The 20227-nt window shown below is 42.8% G+C and carries 18 protein-coding genes and 2 pseudogenes; 18 read left to right on the plus strand and 2 right to left on the minus strand.

All coding sequences use genetic code 11. The features are described from left to right. Positions 1-59 precede the first annotated feature (59 nt). The 9 genes from E4K67_RS11830 (at position 60) to E4K67_RS11870 (ending at position 8674) form a co-directional block, all read left to right on the plus strand. Entirely contained in the window at positions 60-1187 is a 1128-nt protein-coding gene (locus E4K67_RS11830) for a BMP family ABC transporter substrate-binding protein (RefSeq protein ID WP_135546809.1), read from the plus strand. A 98-nt stretch (positions 1188-1285) separates the two neighbouring features. Continuing rightward, entirely contained in the window at positions 1286-2791 is a 1506-nt protein-coding gene (locus E4K67_RS11835) for an ABC transporter ATP-binding protein (protein ID WP_135546811.1), read from the plus strand. Next, a complete protein-coding gene (locus E4K67_RS11840; protein ID WP_135546813.1) occupies positions 2781-3854 on the plus strand; it encodes an ABC transporter permease in 1074 nt (357 codons plus the stop codon). The genes E4K67_RS11835 and E4K67_RS11840 overlap by 11 nt, the downstream gene beginning before the upstream one ends. Positions 3855-3858: 4 nt before the next feature. Then, a complete protein-coding gene (locus E4K67_RS11845; protein ID WP_135546815.1) occupies positions 3859-4791 on the plus strand; it encodes an ABC transporter permease in 933 nt (310 codons plus the stop codon). A gap of 12 nt (positions 4792-4803) precedes the next feature. Further along, on the plus strand, positions 4804-6564 hold the full coding sequence (gene ade, locus E4K67_RS11850; protein WP_135546817.1) for an adenine deaminase: 1761 nt from the start codon (positions 4804-4806) through the stop codon (positions 6562-6564). A gap of 76 nt (positions 6565-6640) precedes the next feature. Continuing rightward, the gene (locus tag E4K67_RS11855) at positions 6641-6940 is read left to right on the plus strand and encodes a hypothetical protein (protein WP_199242521.1); all 300 of its coding nucleotides are present in this window, start codon (positions 6641-6643) and stop codon (positions 6938-6940) included. A 291-nt stretch (positions 6941-7231) separates the two neighbouring features. Next, complete coding sequence (locus E4K67_RS11860; RefSeq protein WP_135546819.1) at positions 7232-8086, plus strand: DUF3102 domain-containing protein; 855 nt, start codon at positions 7232-7234, stop codon at positions 8084-8086. Between the two features lie 82 nt (positions 8087-8168). Beyond that, a complete protein-coding gene (locus E4K67_RS11865; protein ID WP_135546821.1) occupies positions 8169-8396 on the plus strand; it encodes a DUF1659 domain-containing protein in 228 nt (75 codons plus the stop codon). 38 nt (positions 8397-8434) lie between these two features. Continuing rightward, positions 8435-8674: a DUF2922 domain-containing protein gene (locus E4K67_RS11870; protein ID WP_135546988.1), complete on the plus strand. Its 240-nt coding sequence runs from the start codon at positions 8435-8437 to the stop codon at positions 8672-8674. Positions 8675-8904: 230 nt separating this feature from the next. Here the strand turns inward: E4K67_RS11870 and E4K67_RS30620 are convergent. After that, positions 8905-8982: pseudogene (locus E4K67_RS30620) on the minus strand (response regulator); the annotation flags it as partial. A 453-nt stretch (positions 8983-9435) separates the two neighbouring features. Then, positions 9436-10667, minus strand: a pseudogene (locus E4K67_RS11880) (IS110 family RNA-guided transposase). Positions 10668-11144: 477 nt separating this feature from the next. Here E4K67_RS11880 and E4K67_RS30625 point away from each other — a divergent pair. The 9 genes from E4K67_RS30625 (at position 11145) to E4K67_RS11925 (ending at position 20219) form a co-directional block, all read left to right on the plus strand. Next, a complete protein-coding gene (locus tag E4K67_RS30625) occupies positions 11145-11654 on the plus strand; it encodes a class I SAM-dependent methyltransferase (protein WP_243454423.1) in 510 nt (169 codons plus the stop codon). A gap of 326 nt (positions 11655-11980) precedes the next feature. Further along, positions 11981-13003 (plus strand): substrate-binding domain-containing protein, encoded by a 1023-nt coding sequence (locus E4K67_RS11890; protein ID WP_243454432.1) that lies wholly within the window; start codon positions 11981-11983, stop codon positions 13001-13003. Between the two features lie 470 nt (positions 13004-13473). Then, entirely contained in the window at positions 13474-14343 is an 870-nt protein-coding gene (locus E4K67_RS11895) for a tyrosine-type recombinase/integrase (RefSeq protein ID WP_158408460.1), read from the plus strand. A 542-nt stretch (positions 14344-14885) separates the two neighbouring features. Next, positions 14886-16073: a hypothetical protein gene (locus tag E4K67_RS11900; protein ID WP_135546827.1), complete on the plus strand. Its 1188-nt coding sequence runs from the start codon at positions 14886-14888 to the stop codon at positions 16071-16073. A gap of 276 nt (positions 16074-16349) precedes the next feature. After that, the gene (locus E4K67_RS11905; RefSeq protein WP_135546829.1) at positions 16350-17135 is read left to right on the plus strand and encodes a hypothetical protein; all 786 of its coding nucleotides are present in this window, start codon (positions 16350-16352) and stop codon (positions 17133-17135) included. A 411-nt stretch (positions 17136-17546) separates the two neighbouring features. After that, the gene (locus tag E4K67_RS11910) at positions 17547-17999 is read left to right on the plus strand and encodes a hypothetical protein (RefSeq protein WP_135546831.1); all 453 of its coding nucleotides are present in this window, start codon (positions 17547-17549) and stop codon (positions 17997-17999) included. A gap of 105 nt (positions 18000-18104) precedes the next feature. Then, positions 18105-18530: an IS66 family insertion sequence element accessory protein TnpA gene (gene tnpA, locus E4K67_RS11915; protein WP_420841538.1), complete on the plus strand. Its 426-nt coding sequence runs from the start codon at positions 18105-18107 to the stop codon at positions 18528-18530. Positions 18531-18967: 437 nt separating this feature from the next. Further along, positions 18968-19912, plus strand: a complete 945-nt coding sequence (locus tag E4K67_RS11920; RefSeq protein WP_135546833.1) for a hypothetical protein — start codon at positions 18968-18970, stop codon at positions 19910-19912. After that, a complete protein-coding gene (locus E4K67_RS11925) occupies positions 19884-20219 on the plus strand; it encodes a hypothetical protein (protein WP_135546835.1) in 336 nt (111 codons plus the stop codon). The genes E4K67_RS11920 and E4K67_RS11925 overlap by 29 nt, the downstream gene beginning before the upstream one ends. Positions 20220-20227: the final 8 nt, after the last annotated feature.

A 20227-nucleotide genomic window follows, 5' to 3' on the forward strand; every position in this document is an offset into this window, starting at 1 on the left:
AGGTTCATATTTTCCTTAAGCGTGACAATAAAAAAGAGAAGAAATCGGAGGAAAGAGAAATGAGTTTTAAACGGAGAGGTACAGTTTTAATCACTTTATTAGTATCACTATTGCTAGTTATCTCAGGCTGTGGTGCTAAGGCTCCGACCCCAGCTGCTACCCCAGCGCCTGATGCCGCTGCAGCAAAAATCAAAGTAGCCTTTGTATATGTTGGACCAGTAGGTGACTTTGGCTATACTTACGCCCAGGATCAGGGTCGAAAATACCTCGAAGCCAATATGAAGAACGTTGAAACAGCCTTCGTGGAAAACGTTCCTGAGACTGCAGACTGTGAACGTGTTTTCACGGATTTTGCACAAAAGGGCTACAATGTCATTATCGGCACCAGCTATGGCTACATGGATTATATGGTTAATGTGTCCAAGAAATTCCCGAATGTCGTCTTTGAACATTGCAGTGGCTATAAAACCACTGACAATTTAGGCACTTATTTCAATCGTGACTATCAAGCCCGCTATCTGACCGGAATGGTGGCAGGCAAATACACCACGACCAATGTGATTGGATTTATTGCACCCTTCGGTACACCTGAAGTTATCCGCAATATCAACGCGTTTACGCTTGGAGCTCAGTCAGTGAACCCTAAAATCCAAGTTAACGTTGTTTGGACAAATTCTTGGAACGATCCCCCGACGGAGAAAACTGCTGCCAATAGTCTGATTGACGCAGGAGCAGACATGTTGGCAATGCATGTTGATTCGCCAACCTTTGCTCAGACCGCCCAGGACAGGGGTAAGCTTGCCATCGGTCACGATTCCGATATGACAAAATTTGCTCCTAATGCTCTCCTCGTGGGTGATGTATCCAACTGGGGTCCTTATTTTGTGGACGTGATCAAGCAAGTTGAAGCCAAAACCTGGAAACCAACACAATACTTTGGTGGAATGAAAGACGGCGGTATCATTGATATAACACCGTTCAGTGATAAGGTCGACAAAGACTTCCAAGCTCTCGTACTTGCCAAAAAACAAGATATCATGAGTGGTAAATTTGATCCATTCTCGGGACCAATCTATGACCAAAGTGGCGCTCTGAAGATCAAAGAAGGAGAAGCCGGTAAAGATGATCTTCTCCTTTCCTATAACTGGTTTGTCAAAGGCGTTCAAGGAACCATTCCGAAATCTTAAACGATGCGATATTAAGAATGATGTTAACCACAAACCGGTGAGACTCTCGCCGGTTTGTGGTAATGTTTGAAAGGATGAACTCAATGGGAGATACACCCATGGTGGAAATGCGTAACATCAGTAAAGAATTTCCGGGCATCCTAGCCAATGATCAAGTTTCCTTTGACGTTAAATCCGGCGAAATCCACGCTCTGCTGGGTGAGAATGGGGCGGGCAAAAGCACGTTGATGAGTGTGCTGACAGGTCTCTATCATCCCGACGGGGGTCAGATCTATATTGAAGGCAAAAAAACTGAATTCTCGTCCCCCAAGGATGCGGTCAACTGCGGCATCGGAATGGTGCACCAGCATTTCAAGCTTGTTCAGCCATTTACTGTGGCGGAGAACATCATGCTTAGTATTAAGGACCTGAAACAGATTTATAACCTTAAAGAGATTGAACAGCAAATAATCAAGCAATCGGAAGCATTTGGACTTTCTATTGATCCCAAAGCGAAAATCTGGCAGCTCTCGGTCGGTGAACAGCAGAGAGTGGAAATCATCAAATTGCTCCTGCTTGGTGCCCAGGTTTTGATACTCGATGAACCGACCGCTGTTTTGACGCCGCAGGAAGCAAATGCTCTATTTAAGACGCTTTTAAAGATGATTGAGAGCGGGAAATCAGTGATTCTTATTTCGCACAAGATGAATGAGGTTTTGGAAAATACGGATCGCATAACGGTTCTACGGGACGGTAAATCCATAGGTACGGTTGATACCAAAAATACCAATGAAAAAGAGCTTGCTAAAATGATGGTGGGCAGAAATATCGCGGACCAGTTAGTAAAGAAATCCTCTCGAAAACAAGATAAAATTTTTTCATTAGATAATGTATCGGCTTTGGGCAACAATGGTTTGCTGAAATTGAAAAGTATGTCACTTGATATATATGCCGGAGAAATACTGGGTATTGCGGGTGTTGACGGAAACGGTCAGAAAGAGCTTGCCGAAGTGGTGGCAGGCATACGTTCGGTTAAAATGGGAAACCTTGCTTTTTGTGGAAAAGACTGTACAAAATCCGGCCGTAAAAAGCGAATGAATCTCGGCATCAGCTACGTGCCGGAGGATCGCATGACAACTGGGCTGGCGCCGGACCTTAACGCCTATGAAAATATGGCGCTTAATAGTTATCGTAGCTATCGTGGCGCCTTTATTCGTTGGGATAAAGTTAAAAAGGACACCGATCGATTGATCCAGGCCTTTGATGTCAGGTTAGCGAGTAAGGCGAATCCCGTTAAAATGATGTCTGGTGGAAACATCCAGAAGTTGCTGCTAGCGCGTGAAATAGATTCCGATCCCTTGCTAATCGTGGCGGTCTATCCCATGCGTGGCCTTGATATCGGTGCAACCGATTATGTCAAACGACTGCTCATAGAGCAGAGCGAAAAGGGTAAGGCAGTGCTCCTTATTTCCGAGGATCTGGAAGACCTTCTTTCCATGACGGATCGAATCATCGTAATGCACGGGGGCGAAATCATGGGCGTTGTAAAGCCGAGTGAAACAACGCGTGAAGAAATCGGCCTGATGATGGCCGGCAAAAGAAAGGTAGATCTTCATGAAGCTTAAACTGTTGGAAAGTTGGGAGATCAAAAAAACAAATTCCAGCTCTGCCCTGAAGAAGTTCGGCATCTCGGTGACTTCCATTGTGCTGGGTTTACTTTTTGCGGGACTTTTTGTACTGATTACCGGCAAAGACCCTTTGGAGCTCTACAGCGAAATTCTTCATGCCTCCTTTGGTTCAATCTATGGTCTCAGCGAAACGCTCGTGGAAATGATTCCTCTTGCCATTTGCTCGCTCGGTGTTTCACTGGCTTTCCGCATGCAATTATGGAACATCGGCGCGGAAGGGCAATTCTATATGGGCGCTTTCGGCGCGGCCTATTTCGCTCTGTTTTTTTCGGATCTGCCAATTTTAATCATGCTACCCCTGATGTTGCTGGCCGGTTTTATTTGCGGCGGGCTTTGGGCCTTGATTCCGGCAATTCCGAAGGCATTCTGGAATGTTAACGAAACCATCAGCTCTCTCTTGCTGAACTATGTGGCCTATTTTTGGATGGCCTATCTGGTCTATGGTCCTTGGAAAGACCCTAAGGGCAACAATTTCCCGCTCACGAAACAATTTCCTGAGAGCGCGACCATCCCTGTTTTCGGCAATACCCGAATCAGTTATGCAATCTTTCTTGTAGTTATCATTGCGTTAGCGATGTTTTTCCTGATTAAATATTCTAAGTGGGGATATGAGATCTCCGTCAGCGGTTCCAGTCGCAAGGCGGCTGATTATGCCGGGATGAGTTATGTGAAAAATGTTCTGAAGGTGATGTTCTTAAGTGGTGCCATCGCGGGAATTGCTGGCATGGCCGAGGTTTCAGGCGTGCTGCACCGACTGCAGCAGACGATTTCTCCTGGCTACGGCTACACCGCCATACTCATAGCTCTGCTCGCCCGGTTGAACCCCTTAAGTATCGTACTTGTATCGTTTATGATGGGCGCGCTGCTGGTGGGCGGCTTCAGTCTGCGGACCTCTGGTTTTCCATCAAGTATGGTGTCCATGTTTCAAGGCTCGATTCTGTTCTTCGTATTGGCTGGCGAAGTCTTTAATAATTACCGTTTGGTAAGAAAGAAGGTATGACGGTATGGATTTAAACTATATCATCGCCATCTTAGCAGCTGGAGTTGTGGCAGGCACTCCGATTCTCTATGCGTCTCTGGGTGAAGTCATTGCCGAGCGTGGCGGCATCCTAAACCTGGGCGTGGAAGGCATGATGCTGGTGGGAGCCGTGAGCGCTTTTTACGTGGGGACCTTTACACAAAACAAATGGCTGGGTCTCTTAGTGGCCTTGCTGGCGGGCGGACTTATGGCGCTCATTCATGCGGTCATCACCATCTCTTTCCGGGCGAGTCAGGTAGCGAGCGGCCTGGCGTTGACTATTTTCGGTACGGGTCTGTCTGCCTACCTAGGACGTAACTTGGTGGGAATTCCACCCACTTCAACCTTTAAGGTCGTTGCAGTTCCGGGCCTCTCTCAAATTCCTGTCCTCGGGGAAATCTTTTTCAAGCAAGATGTTATGGTTTACCTCAGCGTGGTGCTAGTTGTCATCCTGTGGTTTGTCCTTTATAAAACCAAAGCAGGACTGCTGCTCAGGGCAGCGGGTGAAAATCCATCCGCCGTCGATGCTCTGGGACACAACATCTTTTTCATTCGCTATGCCGCTGTGATCGTCGGAGGGATGCTCGCTGGCGCAGGTGGTGCTTATCTATCGCTAGCCTATTCTACCTCTTGGATTGAAAACATGTCGGCTGGCCGCGGCTGGATTGCGGTCGCACTCGTTATTTTCGCTGTCTGGGATCCGCGTCGTGCGCTTTTGGGTGCCTGGCTGTTTGGTGTTATAGCTTCCTTGGGTCTGCATCTTCAAGCCTTAGGGGTCATGATTCCCTCCAATTTCTTACAGATGCTGCCTTATATTTTTACATTTGCAGTGTTAGTCCTCACCACACGAGAAACAAAAAACAGGCGTTCGGGAACACCTGCTGCACTGGGACTTTCATATTCTCGCGAGGAACGATAAGGAGTGACGACAATGCGAACCTATGAAGAAATCAAGACCGTGCTTGAAGCCGGGTTAAGTATCAGCGATTGTGACTTAAAGTTGGAAAATGTTAAGCTGGTTAATGTCTACTCATCCCAGATCTATCCCACGAATATTTACATTAAAGGGAAACGAATTGTTTCAATTGATCCCTTGGCTGAATTAAAGGCTAAAAAGACCCTGGATTGTGGCGGAATGTATGCCGTGCCGGGTCTTATCGATGGGCATATGCACGTTGAAACGACCCTTCTCTCCCCTGAGGCCTTGGCGGATGTCCTGGTACCCCAAGGTACGACCACGATTATGGCGGATTTAATGGAAATTGCCAACGTGGCAGGCATTGACGGTGTAAAAGAACTGGTCAATTCCATTGCTCAGCTCCCTTATAGAACCTTTATTCAGGTCTCTTCTAGAGTACCCACCGCACCTGGTTTGGAGACTACCGGTGGTATTCTTGGCCTTGCTGAAGTAGAAGAAATGTTGGATTGGCCAGAAAGCATCAGTTTAGGGGAGTTAGATCCTTCCAAGGTTCTCGTGATCAAAGAAGAATATCTGAAAAAAATTGCTGCTGCCTTACAGCGCCGCAAGGTGGTTAATGGCCATGCCATTGGCCGTGATGGTCAAGAGCTAAATGTTTATGCCAGTGCGGGAATGTCGGATGACCATGAGTGCGTTACCTATGAACACCTTCTCGAGAGAGTGCAATTAGGCATGACGGTGATGCTTCGTGAGGGTAGTACGGAACGTAATGTTGAGGAACTTATTATTGGGGTTCTCAAACACGGTCTGAGCCACGAACATTTGATTTTCTGTACGGATGACAAGCATGCCATCGATATCCGAGAAGAAGGCCATATTAACTATAATGTGAATAAGGCAATCTCGCTAGGGATGCCGCCCATGCAGGCCATCCAAATGGCAACCCTGAATTCCGCAAGACATTTCCGTTTAGAAGACGAGATAGGGAGTATTACCCCCGGCAGGTTGGCCGATATCTTGCTCGTTAAAGACATAACCAACATCACCCCGGTCAAGGTTATTTTCGAGGGGGAAGTTGTTGCTGAAAACGGTCAGCTTGTGGTGGGAAGCCAACAGGGTAACTATCCTGAATGGATAAAAGAAACCATTAAACTCAAGAAGCCTATTGATGAGCACTCCTTTGTTGTACCGGCAAAAAGTCAAGGGTCAACAACTCGGGTTAACGTGATTCGGATTTATAATGACCAAATTATCAACGAGTGGGATGAAGAAGAACTACCGGTAGCAAACGGACAAATCCTCAGCAGCCCCGAAAAGGATATTTTTAAACTGGCGATTGCCGAGCGGTATGGTAAGACCGGTGGGGTTGGGATTGGTTTTGTTAAGGGATTCCAGCTGAAAAAGGGGGCCCTAGCGACGTCCATGTCTCATGACCATCATAATATTGTCTGCGTCGGTACCAATGATCAAGATATGGCTTGCGCCGTCAATGCGATTCACAAGCTGCAGGGTGGTATGGTTGTCGTGAATGATGGGCAAGTAATAGGTAAAATGGAACTACCAATCGGCGGTCTAATGAGTGAGAAACCAGCTGAGATCGTGATTAAAGAGCTTGAAGACGTTAATGCAGCAGCTCGACAGTTGGGATGTCTCCTGCCGTCCCCATTTATGACTCTTTGTTTTATTTCTTTGCCGACAGTTCCTAAGCTGGGACTGACAGACTTAGGGTTAGTCGATGTGCTTAATCATAAGTTGATTGATCTTGAACTATAATTTTCCCATGCCCATGATGGCAAACCAACGCTCTGGTGTCACTTCATTGTAAGTTTGTTTAGGGTAATCTGTTTCTGTGGAGACTTTAATCCGCGAACGTCAACAGGAGTATTACACCATATTGGCTGTTGCCGACAAAGCGGCGGATTCTACAGCTTTTGTTGAATTTATGCTCCGCGTGATCCGAGATGCTTTAAATGATCTTATGCAAACCGAACAAGTTCGCGAGCAAGTTACCGATCAAGTCGAGTGCCTGATGTCCGCCTTAGGCAGCGAAACGCTGTCCGCAAAAGAGCTTTTGGATGAAAAGGGATATCTCCGATCATATTCAAGAGGAGTTGGACTTAGCGCAGGAAATAGGATGAAGAAGTTCTGAAGGTGTTCAAAAAGGATCAACTGCTCGTCCCGTTACTTCCGCCGTACCGGCCGGCACAATGCCGGCGTGGGTCACTCTTTCTCCCATGGCCAAAAGGATTGTTTTAAGTTGGTAACATTTCTACGGACAAAGCATATATTGTAATGAGTAAGGAAAATATTCTTGGAAGCAGAAACCCGGTTCAAGATCAAATTGACCGGGGTTCTGCTTTTTTAATAAAAAGCAGAGCCTCACCATCCGCTGCCCATCTGCGTATGCTGTAATTAGACGAATAATGAAAGGACGGGCGGCATGGATAATCCGGTCACCAAACGCACGCCGCTAGTCATTGCGGCTGAAATAAATATGATAACCTTCCAAACCAAAAAAATCCTGCTTACCAGCGCTATTGAAATCGGCTGTCGTTTGCAGGAAGCCAAAGCTCTGGTCAAACACGGGGAATGGGGTAAGTGGCTGGAAGAGTCTGTGAGCTATTCCCAGAAAACTGCCGAAAGGCTGATAAAGCTCTACGAAGAATACGGGCCTAACTTCCCCGACGGATCCGGCAGGTCAAAATCGACACTGGTGTCGATTTTGACTTACACCCAGGCCCTCCTCCTGCTGGGTTTACCGGAAGAGGAGCGGGAGGAATTCATCGCCCAGAATGATGTCAGTAATATGACGAAACAGGAGCTGCAGCACGCCCTTAAGGACAGAGACCAGGCCAAACAGGAGAAGGACCAGGCGCTTCAAGAAAAGGATCAGGCGTTTCAGGAGAATCAAGTACTAAAAAAAGGGCTGGAGACCATTAACAGCACAATCTCCCAATTAAAAAAGGAGCAGGCTAATGCTCCGTCAAGACCGACGAATCCAGAAAACATCAAAGCAGAGGCCTCCTCTGCCGTTCGAACTGCCCTGCCGACCCACAACCTTAAAACCGAACGTGACCTCGACGCTCACATCAAGTATGTAGAACAATGCGACGCTTGCTGCAAAACTATCGCCGATACCTTCTTCAATCTGACGACTGCACTCACCAATCTGGCCCATATCGATTCGGAGTTGAAAGAAGAAAAAAGAAAAGAGGCCAGCCGGCTGATTGAATACATGACCGAGACCATTAAATCGTGGCCGCCCCCCAGGAAGCCCCTTAGAGTTAATTCCTGATTTTGGCACCTATGGACAAGTCCAGCATAGTATATACCAGACAGCCGTAAGCTGTCCAATATAGAGAAAGGAGACGATTGGAATGGCCGTTGTTTCAGCACCATCCGGCGCGGCTCTGGTATTAGTTTATCAGACCGGACTCAGCCCCGCCGGCGCTCCCATAACCAGCCAGCGAACCCTTAACAATATTGTCTACAATGCCTCGACTCAAGCTGTCTATGACGCGGCTTACGCCATCTTCAGCCTCTCGGAATACACCTTGCTCGACGTTTACTTCAGAAGAACGGATGAATTAACAAACGAGGAGTAAACCAGAGGGTGATAACAGGCATAAAGGAGGTGATTAAATTGGCTGTGACCACCAACAGAACAGCAAGATTAACCTTCACAACCACCGGAGGGAATGCGTTTTCCTTAACGGTTCCCCAACCGCGGGAGAATATTCAGCTGGCTGAAACCATGGAAGTCATGAACTTGCTTATCGCCGGCGGGATATTCCTCACCACAAACGGCACACTTACAGGGGTAAGGGATATAAAGGTCATCGAAACAACTACCGATGACCTTTATGATCCTCCCCAAGGGTAAGCGGGCAGTGCCGGCATAAAAAATTAAGAGCGGGGGCGGGATGCCGGCAATCAGGAGTTGCGGCGGCCTCGCCCCCGATCTTTTGCCTGATCATCGGTAATAGTATTATATGAATCTTAGATCAGAACGGTTCGGTCATAAAAATTTTAATCAAACGCTCCATAATCCTTTTTTGACCAGTACCCTTTCTAAAATTACTTCCATAATCTCTTTCGTACCTGGCTTGCATATTCTTCATATAAATGAATGAACGCCTCTAACAACTGGCGACACAACGGCCTGTCATCGCAAATGCCGATAGTTAGCAAAACATCTCCCTCCAAAAGCCAATTTAGATATAACTAAAAAGGTCGGCATAGCTCATTGGCTATGCTTTTTACTGTTTTGATGTATCTGACAATAAGGGAGACTTCACCTTAGAATACGTCAGGCCATTTCCTCTTAAGGAGCCTTTTACAGCAAAGGAGTCCTTTGTTTTTTAGAATTAATTTCCACATACTTTGATTATTTAAGAAGGAAAGCAGTGAAATTTCACGAATATCAGATTAAAGAGTAACCGGATTATTCTTTCCCAGATCGACAGACCCTGGTCGAGGAAGCCCTAATAAGCAAAAACTGTTAGGCAAGAAGATTTGGTGAAGGAGTAGGGGAATGTCTATCCTGAAAACAGAGTGCTAGGGCCATAAAAACAAAAAAAATCCAACTATACTCAAGTAAATGCTTGAGCAATCATGAATTGCCTTCGAATATTTAATTAGTGACTAAGCTGTACTGGAGTTAGCGCTCTGTTCAATAGTAACGGTAAATCCGAATGTTTCAAGTCTCTTTACAGATTTCTTAACGATCTCCGCTTTCCTGCGTTGATCAAAGTAATCCGGTCCCAGCTCTTTGTATGGTGTGTTATTTTTGAGTATGTGGTACGCAGCTTTGAGGATGGCATGAGCAACAGCTACAGTAGCACGGTTATTGCCGCGTCTTGCGGCAATCCTAGCGTATTGGGCACTGAAATAGGTGTTCTTCAGATGCCCGGCGACTTTGGCACATTCCATCAGTGTAGTCCTAAGCATGTCGCTCCCTTTTCGCGTTTTACCGCTTTTGCGTTTGCCTGCACTCTCGTTGTTGCCGGGGCAAATGCCAGCCCATGAAGCGAGGTGTGAATCCGATGGAAATTGGTTCATATTGATACCAATTTCGGCAATGATCACTTGCGCACTACGTTCCGCAACTCCGGGAATAGAGTCGACAAGAGAAACTTGATCTTTGACAGGTTTCATTCTTTCTTGGATTACTTGATCAAGCGAAAGGACTTGTTCCTCAAGAATATCAATATGCTTGAGCATCAGACGTAACATTGTCCTTTGATGATCACCCATAAAACCATGAAGTGCTTCTTCAATTTGAGGTATTTTTTTACGCATTTGTCTGAGCGCTTTATCTGCCATAGCTTGAACGTCAGTACAGCCTGCTATGAGCATATCAAGCATTCGACGGGATGATTTACCATCAATGTCGCTGACAACAGAACCTAACTTGATATTAGCGCCTTCAAGCACCTTTTGGATCCGGTTCAACTCTCTGGCGCGCTCCGCAACTATACTTCTGCGATAACGAACAAGTTCTTTAAGTTCGCGCTGCTCTCGCTTGGGAATAAAACTGCCGTTTAGTAGCCCGTGACGAAGTAAATCAGCAATCCATTCAGAGTCTTTAACATCGGTTTTACGTCCAGGTACAGCTTTAATATGTTGTGCATTCACAACTAAAGTAGGGATCTCCTCCATTTCTAAAAGATTGTAGATTGGCTTCCAGTATGAGCCGGTTGCTCCATGGCAACACATTGACAATCAGCGCTCCTCAGCCAGTCAATAAGTCCTAGAAGCGATGAAGTCATTGTACTGAAACTCCTAATCTCCTTTTTTCTACCTGTAATTAGACAGGCAGCAATTGTGTTCTTGTGAATATCCATACCACAACAACGCTCGTAAATAACATTCATTGAAAGACCTCCAATGATTTAATTACGGCGGGCTTCCTGTAAAGCATTAATCTACCCTACGTGCTCATGGCAACAATTTGTGGTGCAAGCAGGAAGCCTTAATCAGTCTATAACATCGGGCTTAAACGCACCAAGACATTTCGACCTTATCCGTAGCAAAAGTATCTCACGTGGGCAACTCTTTTATTCCAACGTTTTCCAACGTTTTCATTCATTTGATGGTATGGCACGAAGTGCCACATGGGGGTCTATAACTGGAAGTTGGATTCAGAAGATGAACGATGAATATGTTCACATATATTAAATAGGCAATGGCCCTGTATATAAGGAAGGTGACTTTATGAAAAGAATAAAACGAATTAAATACTCGGTGCAGTTAACATAATCTGATATCAGATTGTACCGAGATTGCGAAATTTGTTATCAGTTGACTGCACTGCTTTTCATCAAAATCAATTATGAAAAGGAGTTTATGTTATGGATTATATGAAGTTAAAAGAATACTGGTTGTCAGAAGAAAAAAAGATTTTCCAAGGTTGGAATTTTTCATATATTGGCAAGAGAAAAACACAAGAACCTTTGCCTTGGAATTATGACAAGATGGTTCGACAATATTTAAATACAAATTCAACATTGTTGGATATGGGAACTGGGGGTGGCGAATACCTATTGACTTTAAATCACCCTTATTGCAAAACGTTTGCTACAGAGGCATATCCTCCTAACTATGAACTGTGCGAAAAGACACTCACGCCACTTGGCATAGATGTTCGACAAGTATTTAACGATCATTACTTACCCTTTGAAAACGAGATGTTTGACATTATAATAAACAGCCATTCAGCTTTTGACATCAACGAAGTTTATCGATTGTTAAAACCGAATGGCTTGTTTATTACACAGCAAGTTGGCGGATTAAACAACAAGGAACTATCTAGGCTTTTAATTAGTGATTTCAAAGAGATTACTAGTAGTGAAATACCTTAAAAAATAATCTGATGTTAATTGAGAACAAAGGATTGACTATCCTGAAGTCAGATGAATGTTTTCCAATACTTAAATTTCTTGATGTTGGAGCATTGGTTTATTTTGCAAAATTATTGAATGGAAATTTCCAAGTTTCTCTGTTGATAGTTGTTTTAAGCAATTATGTCTATTGCAATCAATTGTTGAAGAAAAAGGATTTATTGAAAGCAAAGAACACAGATTTGTTATTGTTGCTCAAAAACCTAACTCTGCAAATAGAACATATAGAACGTTGTTTGTAAGTTCTATGAAAAGAGGAATATAAAGGAGTTGGTGAGCAGGTGAAAATGCTTCTACAAATAACAATTGTGATCGCCCTGTTGCTTTTACAGGGTTGTGCGAAAAGCGAGGATGCAGGGACGCCAGTGGAATCTCAAATACCGGCGGAGCAAAGTATAGTCACCCAGGTAGTAGTGCCGACGCCGTCGGAGGACGCCGCCTCCATAGGCATTACGGCGGAAAATTATCCGCGCATCGACGGGTCGACCTCCACACTTCCACTTGTGCAGGGAATATACAAAAGGATGTTTCTGCCCATGCACGGCGACGGGGAGGGGTGGCCGGGCATGCCGCAGAAGGCTTCCAAAACAATGGCGTCTTACGAGATGCTTATCAATGGGGACGTTGATCTGATTATTGTCCCAGACCCCTCAAAAGAAGTTAAGCGGATGGCCGACAGCACCGGATCGGAGCTTGAGTACATTCCCATCGGCGCGGAAGCGCTTGTGTTCATCACGCACGAGGATAACCCCGTGAAAGATATCAATGCCACTCAGGTGCAAAAAATATATGCCGACATGTCTATTACCGACTGGTCGGAGCTCGGAGGCAAGAACGGGCGCATCGTGCCGATCTGCCGCAATGCCGATTCCGGCTCCCAAGCGCAGATAGAAAATCTGGTGCTCGGGGGTAGGGCGATCAACCAGGCCGTCGAGGAGAACTACATGGAGCGGGATATGAATGGGATGCTTAACATGGTGGAAAGTTACCGGAATTTCGCACGGGACGGCGAGGAAAACGCATATTCGTTGGGCTATACGCTTTTTTACTATGTCCAGATTACCCAAAGCGTGATAGGGGAAATGGATATCAAAACGCTCGCGTACGACGGGGTTTCTCCGACGCCGGAAACGATTTTGTCAAGGGAGTACCCGCTTGCGATAAATTATTACGCGGTCGTGCGGAAAGAGCTACCAGTGGACCATCCGGCACGGAGTATCGCGGGTTGGCTGAGAACGACGGAGGGTCAATGGGAGGTTGGCATTTCCGGTCTGGGCGCCTTAAAGACGTTATACGAGCCGCCGCAATGAGCATGATCTCATCAAACTTTACTAGCTGAACACAAAATACCAGATAGTATGCTTGAAAAAGAATTCGATAAAATTAAACTAGCAGAGATGAGAGAGCTTGATGAATATAGAACGCAAACGCAATGCAAGAGTTAAAAATATTCAATAACTTTGGAATGTTTTAAAGCAGCATGGTATGGTTACCACAATTTAGTCAATGTTCTCAGAAATGCGGTTACCCATCGAATCTAAGGCTGATTTTTTGTAATAAATAACAGGAGATAAGTACAAGAGATAATACACATTATCTCTTGAGTTCTTGTATAACTATGATAGACTGATTTTTGAAGAACCTTATAAAATGGGGGTTTCAGACGCTAAGCCCGAAGCAGTTAAGGTCGTTAAGTGCCAAAAAACTCAGGAGATAAGATTTTTGCCCTAAAACACAGAGGAAATCTTAGGGCTAATCAAGAAGCAAAGGAGCGATGTCTTTGCCAACGACTAACGTACCCTATCTCAACGCATGGTTAGAAAATCTTCGCAATACCAACAAAAGTGAAAACACCCTCCGAGTCTATCGACAGAGAGTGTTGGGTTTTGCTGAGTGGTTTGTATCGACGAATGGAGAAACACTTACTCATGAGCGTGTCACCCCTACAGACCTGCGTGAATACAAATCCTACTTACTAATTAATCTTAAGCGCTCTCCATCAACAGTCAATCTTTCCTTCGTTGCGATTGCAAACTGGCTGGACTTTAACGGACAGAATGTATCAATGCCATCATATGTGGAAGAGGTACGTTCTGCACCTCAAGGACTAGATAAACTTGCCCAACGCTCACTTACTCGCGCAGTGGAACGAGAGAGCATATCACGCGATATTGCTATTATTACGCTCATGCTAAACACTGGCCTTCGTATTAGTGAAGTTGCTTCTCTGGATATAGAAGATCTCACAATGGGCGATCGTTACGGCAGTCTCAAGGTACGGCTGGGGAAAGGGGGAAAATTCCGTACTGTACCCCTAAACGGCGATATTCGGAAGGCCTTGCAAGATTATTTGAACGGTCGTGCAAAAGGGCCAGTATTTTTGAGTCAACGGGGGAAGGGAGCTGGTCGCTTAACAGCTAGTGGAATCCGGCAGGTTATAGACCAGTACGCTTACCTCGCAAAACTGCCTGATCTGCATCCCCACGCTCTGCGGCATACGTTTGCCCGGAATTTACTGAAAACTGGTGAAGGGTTGGAGATGGTCGCGGAAATTCTGGGACACAAGAGCTTGAATACGACACGAATATACACACAGCCGTCTGATCAGGATAAAGCGAACGCTGTAGAGAGGCTGTCGCTTCGACAGTAATCGCCGATCGCAAAACGAGGCCGTGTACTTCTTTAGGAAAGAAATTTGTAGAGAATTACAGTTGAAGAGGTGTAACTTAGAACTAAAATGACATATATGGTTCCGGGGACGATGCACGTGGAGACGATAATAGTGCTATAATTGAGGTGGCTGAAAGCATTGGTATGAGCGGGTTTGAGAAGGCTTATAGTCATTTTATAGTGTCGGTGTGTGAGGGGGAATATATTTGAGCCAGATCATGGACGGTCTGGCTTTTTTTGTTTAATTGGATTATTTTTACATCGTGGAAGGATGTGAGGGAAAAGTGGAGAAATGTTAGAGTGGACAGTCTTGTTAGTATCGGGGGAATATGTTCAACAATTGTTTTGGTGTCCCTTAATGTTTTTTGAATAATCCAGAGTGAAATGTCAGACCGTAATATTCATTTTTTTGTGGCCGTTCTTAAATACAGGGGTGTAAATCCCCTCGCCTCCGCTAAAATAGTGCCATCAAATTTTAGACTATCATGGTATAATTATCCTATAAATATGGGAGGTGCTGAGTTGAAGAAAGTTCGAGCCACAAAAAGAAAATTTAAAAAAGCGAAGAAAGCCATTATGGCCTGGCTTGTCAGTCGTTCCCATATTATTCTGTATTGCTTCGGTTTTGCTGTTGGAATTGCATTAATTGTGTTGTCATTCAAACTAAAAGAAAACTGGATAAATGTATCAAGCGGCGTAGGGACAGGACTGCTGACGTCTTTAGTTGTAAGTATTTCAATAAATTACAAAAACGACAAACGGCAGGAAAGGAAACTGCTCGAAGATAAAAGGTTGGTTCTAAGTGACATCATTAACGTAAGTATAAATATATACAGAGATGTTGTTTATCGGATAAATGAGTATGTCATGTTCAGTAATATTCCACCAAAATCATTTTACGGTTTTTACGATGATTTTTCGTCATATAATGAATTCGAAGATTACTTAAAGAAACTGGATGTGGATAAACTGTCTGAAAGTGAGAGAACGCACTTAAAAACACTGCTCAATATTGGAAATAATCGCATCGACTACTTGGTTGCAGAATTAAAACGATTACCCAAACATGAATATTACCTCAAAGGTTTGCTGACAAAAGATGAGTTCAATGGGTTGACTTCCAATTTTGCCAATGACGCCTATATGGATTATGCGGAACACATTAACGATTTTTGGAATGACGGTATTATAAACTATGAAAAGTGCGTTCGCTTTTTGCGCATGACCCTATATATATGTTCAAAAATAATCGCTTCAATTCAGTATTGCCGAGCCGATGTGATTGAAAAAGAGGAAAGCATAAAGGACGAAATAGGCCAGCGGTACTATGAAGAAATATACTTACAGAGCGATGAGTATATAGAAAAGCAAATCGAGCAAGCACAAGCGAGAGACGAGTATTATGCAGCTCATCCCGAAGAATATGAGGAATTAGAACGGCAATTTGAAGAATGGCAAAACGAGACACCAGAGGATAGAATTCTTAAAGACTTGTATTACTCTATATGCGGCATTAGCGCATATAGATTAGAAGATTTATTAGGCAAGCTGGATAGCAACAGTGAAAAATCATTGTTGTTCCTAACACAGGATAACATTCAAAGGTCGTTGAAAAAAAGCTGGAAAAAACGTAAAGCCATCAAAAGAAAGTTTGGAAATGACTATCTCCAAAAAGCAGAAAAGTTGAATAAGGATAAGACTAATGGATAAATTATTTGTGATTTTCGAAAGTGGTATAGAGGGTTTCAGAAGAGGTATAGTCTTTTTATAGTGTCGTTTATATAGGGAAACATATTGAATTTGTATTGCCAGATCGTAAGGTCTGGCTTTTTTGTTTTTTATTGTTTCCACTATCCTAGAAGGAAATTGAGGAAAGATGTGGAAGGTATAAGGTGACTTATCAGGTGATCACAAAACTCGATAGTGAATTTACTCAAATTATATAATGAGCTTACCATTTTACAAGATTAGAAAGAGAGATTAAATATGCATATACCAATTGTAATAGATGAAGCGAATATTGAAGAGTTACTGGAGATAATTAAAAAAGAATCTGACGGATTGATTCAGTGTGCAAGAAAATGCGTATACATTGATACTGATACAGAGATTCATAGATTGCTTAATGAAGAAACCTTAAAAAGATATGAAGCAATTAATATGGCTTTGAATCTTCCATTAAAAGACTTTGATTATGATTTTCATCAATTAGTAGGTACTATCGATGAGATAGAAGAGATGGGAAGACTAATTCAATGCTGGATTACTTTAGGTTCAGCAATAGAAACTTCTCTACAAATTTTCTTATCTATTTATTTGAATGATTATCAAAACTCCAATTGGGGTAAGTGGGAAGAGTTCAACTATGACGAAGTCAAAACATCATTATATGAAGTGATAAATTCACTTGAGGGTGATGGTCATATTATTAAAGAGAAAGCAAAAGCATTAAAGAAGAATCTGAAGAATCACTTAAAAGGAAAAATGGAAGTAACAAGCTTAGAGGATATGAACCTTCAAAGTTTAGTAAGATTCTTTCAAAGTGAAATCTCTTGGGATGATAAATATATTGAAGCATTAAATACAATCAGAGAGAACAGAAATACAATACATTCTTTTAAAAACAGAACGGTCAATGGTTGGGATGATTTAGTGTTTTCTCTTAAGTTTTATTGTATCTTGCTACTTGATTTACAGACTATGATGCCGCCATTTGACGATGTTATAAGCGACATGTTGCAATACGAAGCAGATTATAGAGATAGCTATTAATTTTAGAGGTAGTTTTGCTACTTATCAATAAATAGAAAATGGAGACGATAATAGTGCTGTATCGGGGTTGAGTGAAAGCCTTAGTATGAGCAGGTTTGAGAAGGTGTATAGTCTTAGTTTGAGGCGTATGGGAAACTATAGTTGATTTTGTATAGCCAGATAGTCTCTTAATGGACGGTGTGGCCTTTTTTGTATTCATGGATTATTTTTGCTATCGTGGGAGGATATGAAAGAAAAAAGTAGAAATGTTAAACTGGGATAATTTGTATAGTTTGAAAGTACTCTCACTGAAACGATGGTAATTACCCTGGTTCCTTGTGTGCCGAATAAATTGAATTCTAAGTGAGAGTGATTTTGTGCATCAAGCAGTTGCGCAATAATTAGGACGATGAATAAAGGAGGATATGCATTATGAATGCAACCAAATTTTGGATTTGCGACAATTGTAGAAAGAAAATTAAAGATATTAATGAGGGATGGGTTGAATGGTTAGAGCTAAAGAATGAAAATGGCCTTTACAATTCATACCAAGGCATAAGAATTGTTCATAGTGCAAGATGCAATTATAATCAGGATTTAGTATACAAAAAGTTTAGTGCAATAGTTGGTGATATGGATTTACAATCTTTTTCAGGTGCAGATGGACTAATGGATTTATTATTATTTGTAAGCGAAGGGTATTTCGATAATAAAGAAGAGCTACTGGAAATAATTAAAAGAATTCATATACCTGGTTATGAAGAAGCAAGATCATCTTTTGAAGAGGCAATAGAAGAGGGTGTATTTGAACCTAATACTAAGCCTGGCTATTACACCCAAAGTAATATATCATCTGTTTTAAATTACTTAAAAAAGAAACAATAACCTAAGCGGTGGAACAAGCACCGTCGTGTAGATCAACCTCCCCTTTGATACACTAAGAACAAGTGATCAGAGGGGAGGTTTTATTGTGAAATCCACAGCTAAAAACTGCAACTTTGGGAGCAGCGAATAAGAGAAAGAATCCAAAATAGCATGACAATCAGGGATTGGTGTGAAAAAAATGGCGTGAGCAAGAATCAGTACAATTATTGGAACCAGCGGGTGCGCAAAAGTCAAAAAACAGGCAAAGAAACGTTGGCTTGCGAATTGTTTGACGAGCTTTGGAGAGGTGAACCTGTTCGACACTTGGGAGTTCGTGTTTCCGAGCTATGTCAAAATGAATTTAGGCAGCTCTCACTATTTGAGAAGGATTACGAGAAGCAGAGAACAGTTGATCGAGTAGTAGACTCGATACGTGAGAGGTATGGGAATGGCTTGGTGTTTAGATCCGCATTTTTGAATAGCGGAGTGCGCTTCAGCACTGGAGGAACTGTCGATGATGAGGAATACCCGATGATGTCAGGTATTCTGTAGTGAGTTAGTAGTTTGCGATTAAGAATAACAGCTTTAATTATTTACCATATAACTTAGTTACTAACATTTGTAACTATTGCAGGAATATTTAGGCAACACGTTGAAATTCTAAGTAATTTAAGCAATCGCTTGACCAATAAGCCCCGGATCCATGCCAAGATTGTTAGGGCGCTTTGTAGCATTTTTTCTATAATGCGGCGTTGGTCAAAAAAATGGTTTTTATTGTCACTGGAATCATACAAAACCATATTTGGAAAAGTAATACCGAGATAGCCGCAAATACCGCCGCTGATTTTTGTTATCATGTATTTAACCGCAAGGGTGTATTTGATGAGTTAGTAGATAGAAAACCTTTATAAAGTATTTTTACAACCAGTTGCTCATTATGTTTAGGACAAGCAATATAGAATACTGTAAATTTCCCCAACGGAGGCAATATGAATTTATTTGGAAATAAGACGAAAAAAGATTCAGAGGAGTTACAACTCTGTTTAAAAGATGAATATGGAATTGAAGTGTATCGCGAAAAAAAGATGCTTCCAGCTGAACTGGAGGAAAAAGGCTACAGGAAATTGCCAAACGAGGCGCTTGGACGCGTGACACAGATATTCCAATATGTACCGCAACTTGCTATTCAGCATATCAACAATGGCGCAGTTCAGGTTGCGTTTAAGGATGCAGTGGAAGGAACTTACCGGGTAATCTTGGATACTGGTACGATTCTGGCCAAATCAAAACAAACAGTTGGAGCCTTTCGAGGCGCTGAGCTAAATCAAGTGACAAACAAGGTGGCCGGCCAAGCAGAATTTATTGAGAGCAGTGCAATATTGTCTGTTTCAGCAGCACCACAGGTAGCTTTAAATATTTTTAATGCTGCATCTTTTGTTACTGGACAATATTTTATGGCACAGGTTAATGAAAAGCTGTCAGATATCAAAGATGGTCTGGATCGAATAGAACAATTTCTTGATGCCGACAAACAAAGTAAGCTCAAGGCGGATTTTCAGACACTCGAAAAAGTTAATAGGCGGATTTCCTTCATCAAAGACGATGAAGTTCAAAAAAATGCTACGATAACGCAGCTCAAATCAATCCAAACAGAGACGCAAGGGTTTATCAACTTTTATCAGGAGCAATCAGAAAGTGTTAGGCAGGCCGCTGATAAAAAAGATAAGGATAAGAAGATTGGTAAGAATATAAATGATGTCGGAAATTATATGACTCAGTATCGGTGTGCAACATTAGCGTATTGCATGGCAAATCTTATGGAACTTTATCTAATGGATGCACCTAATGCCGATTATTTTAAGATTGTTCATGAAGAACTTAAAGGAATCGTAAACCAGTATAAAGATGATTATTCTTTATCTGGATTCAAATAATGCATTAAATAAGAGAAACCCAATACAGATTGCTGCTGATGCAGTAGTTGGTGTTGCTCTAACTGTAGTTACCAGAACATCAGTTGGCATTAAGGGTGCCCAATATGTCGATGAAAAATTTAATGAAAAACGTAAAGAAAAGAAGACAGAAAAAATCGAAAGTCTGAAACCATATATGGATCACTGCGGGAATACAGAGCTATTGGATTCGTCTGTTAATGGCGTTTCCAAGTATATCGCAGCTACGAATAATACAATCGAACTTCTTAAGGTTGGAAATTACTTTTATACCAATCTTCCGGAGTAATAGGATTA

Origin of the sequence: Desulfosporosinus fructosivorans, from assembly GCF_004766045.1 — a bacterium.
Lineage (GTDB): Bacteria > Bacillota > Desulfitobacteriia > Desulfitobacteriales > Desulfitobacteriaceae > Desulfosporosinus > Desulfosporosinus fructosivorans.

Excerpts from the sequence above, each read along its gene's own strand:
- E4K67_RS11830 (WP_135546809.1), top strand. The coding sequence starts at position 60 with ATGAGTTTTAAACGGAGAGGTACAGTTTTAATCACTTTATTAGTATCA.
- E4K67_RS11835 (WP_135546811.1), top strand. The coding sequence starts at position 1,286 with ATGGTGGAAATGCGTAACATCAGTAAAGAATTTCCGGGCATCCTAGCC.
- E4K67_RS11840 (WP_135546813.1), top strand. The coding sequence starts at position 2,781 with ATGAAGCTTAAACTGTTGGAAAGTTGGGAGATCAAAAAAACAAATTCC.
- E4K67_RS11845 (WP_135546815.1), top strand. The coding sequence starts at position 3,859 with ATGGATTTAAACTATATCATCGCCATCTTAGCAGCTGGAGTTGTGGCA.
- ade (WP_135546817.1), top strand. The coding sequence starts at position 4,804 with ATGCGAACCTATGAAGAAATCAAGACCGTGCTTGAAGCCGGGTTAAGT.
- E4K67_RS11860 (WP_135546819.1), top strand. The coding sequence starts at position 7,232 with ATGGATAATCCGGTCACCAAACGCACGCCGCTAGTCATTGCGGCTGAA.
- E4K67_RS11865 (WP_135546821.1), top strand. The coding sequence starts at position 8,169 with ATGGCCGTTGTTTCAGCACCATCCGGCGCGGCTCTGGTATTAGTTTAT.
- E4K67_RS30625 (WP_243454423.1), top strand. The coding sequence starts at position 11,145 with ATGGATTATATGAAGTTAAAAGAATACTGGTTGTCAGAAGAAAAAAAG.
- E4K67_RS11890 (WP_243454432.1), top strand. The coding sequence starts at position 11,981 with ATGCTTCTACAAATAACAATTGTGATCGCCCTGTTGCTTTTACAGGGT.
- E4K67_RS11905 (WP_135546829.1), top strand. The coding sequence starts at position 16,350 with ATGCATATACCAATTGTAATAGATGAAGCGAATATTGAAGAGTTACTG.
- E4K67_RS11910 (WP_135546831.1), top strand. The coding sequence starts at position 17,547 with ATGAATGCAACCAAATTTTGGATTTGCGACAATTGTAGAAAGAAAATT.
- E4K67_RS11920 (WP_135546833.1), top strand. The coding sequence starts at position 18,968 with ATGAATTTATTTGGAAATAAGACGAAAAAAGATTCAGAGGAGTTACAA.
- E4K67_RS11925 (WP_135546835.1), top strand. The coding sequence starts at position 19,884 with ATGATTATTCTTTATCTGGATTCAAATAATGCATTAAATAAGAGAAAC.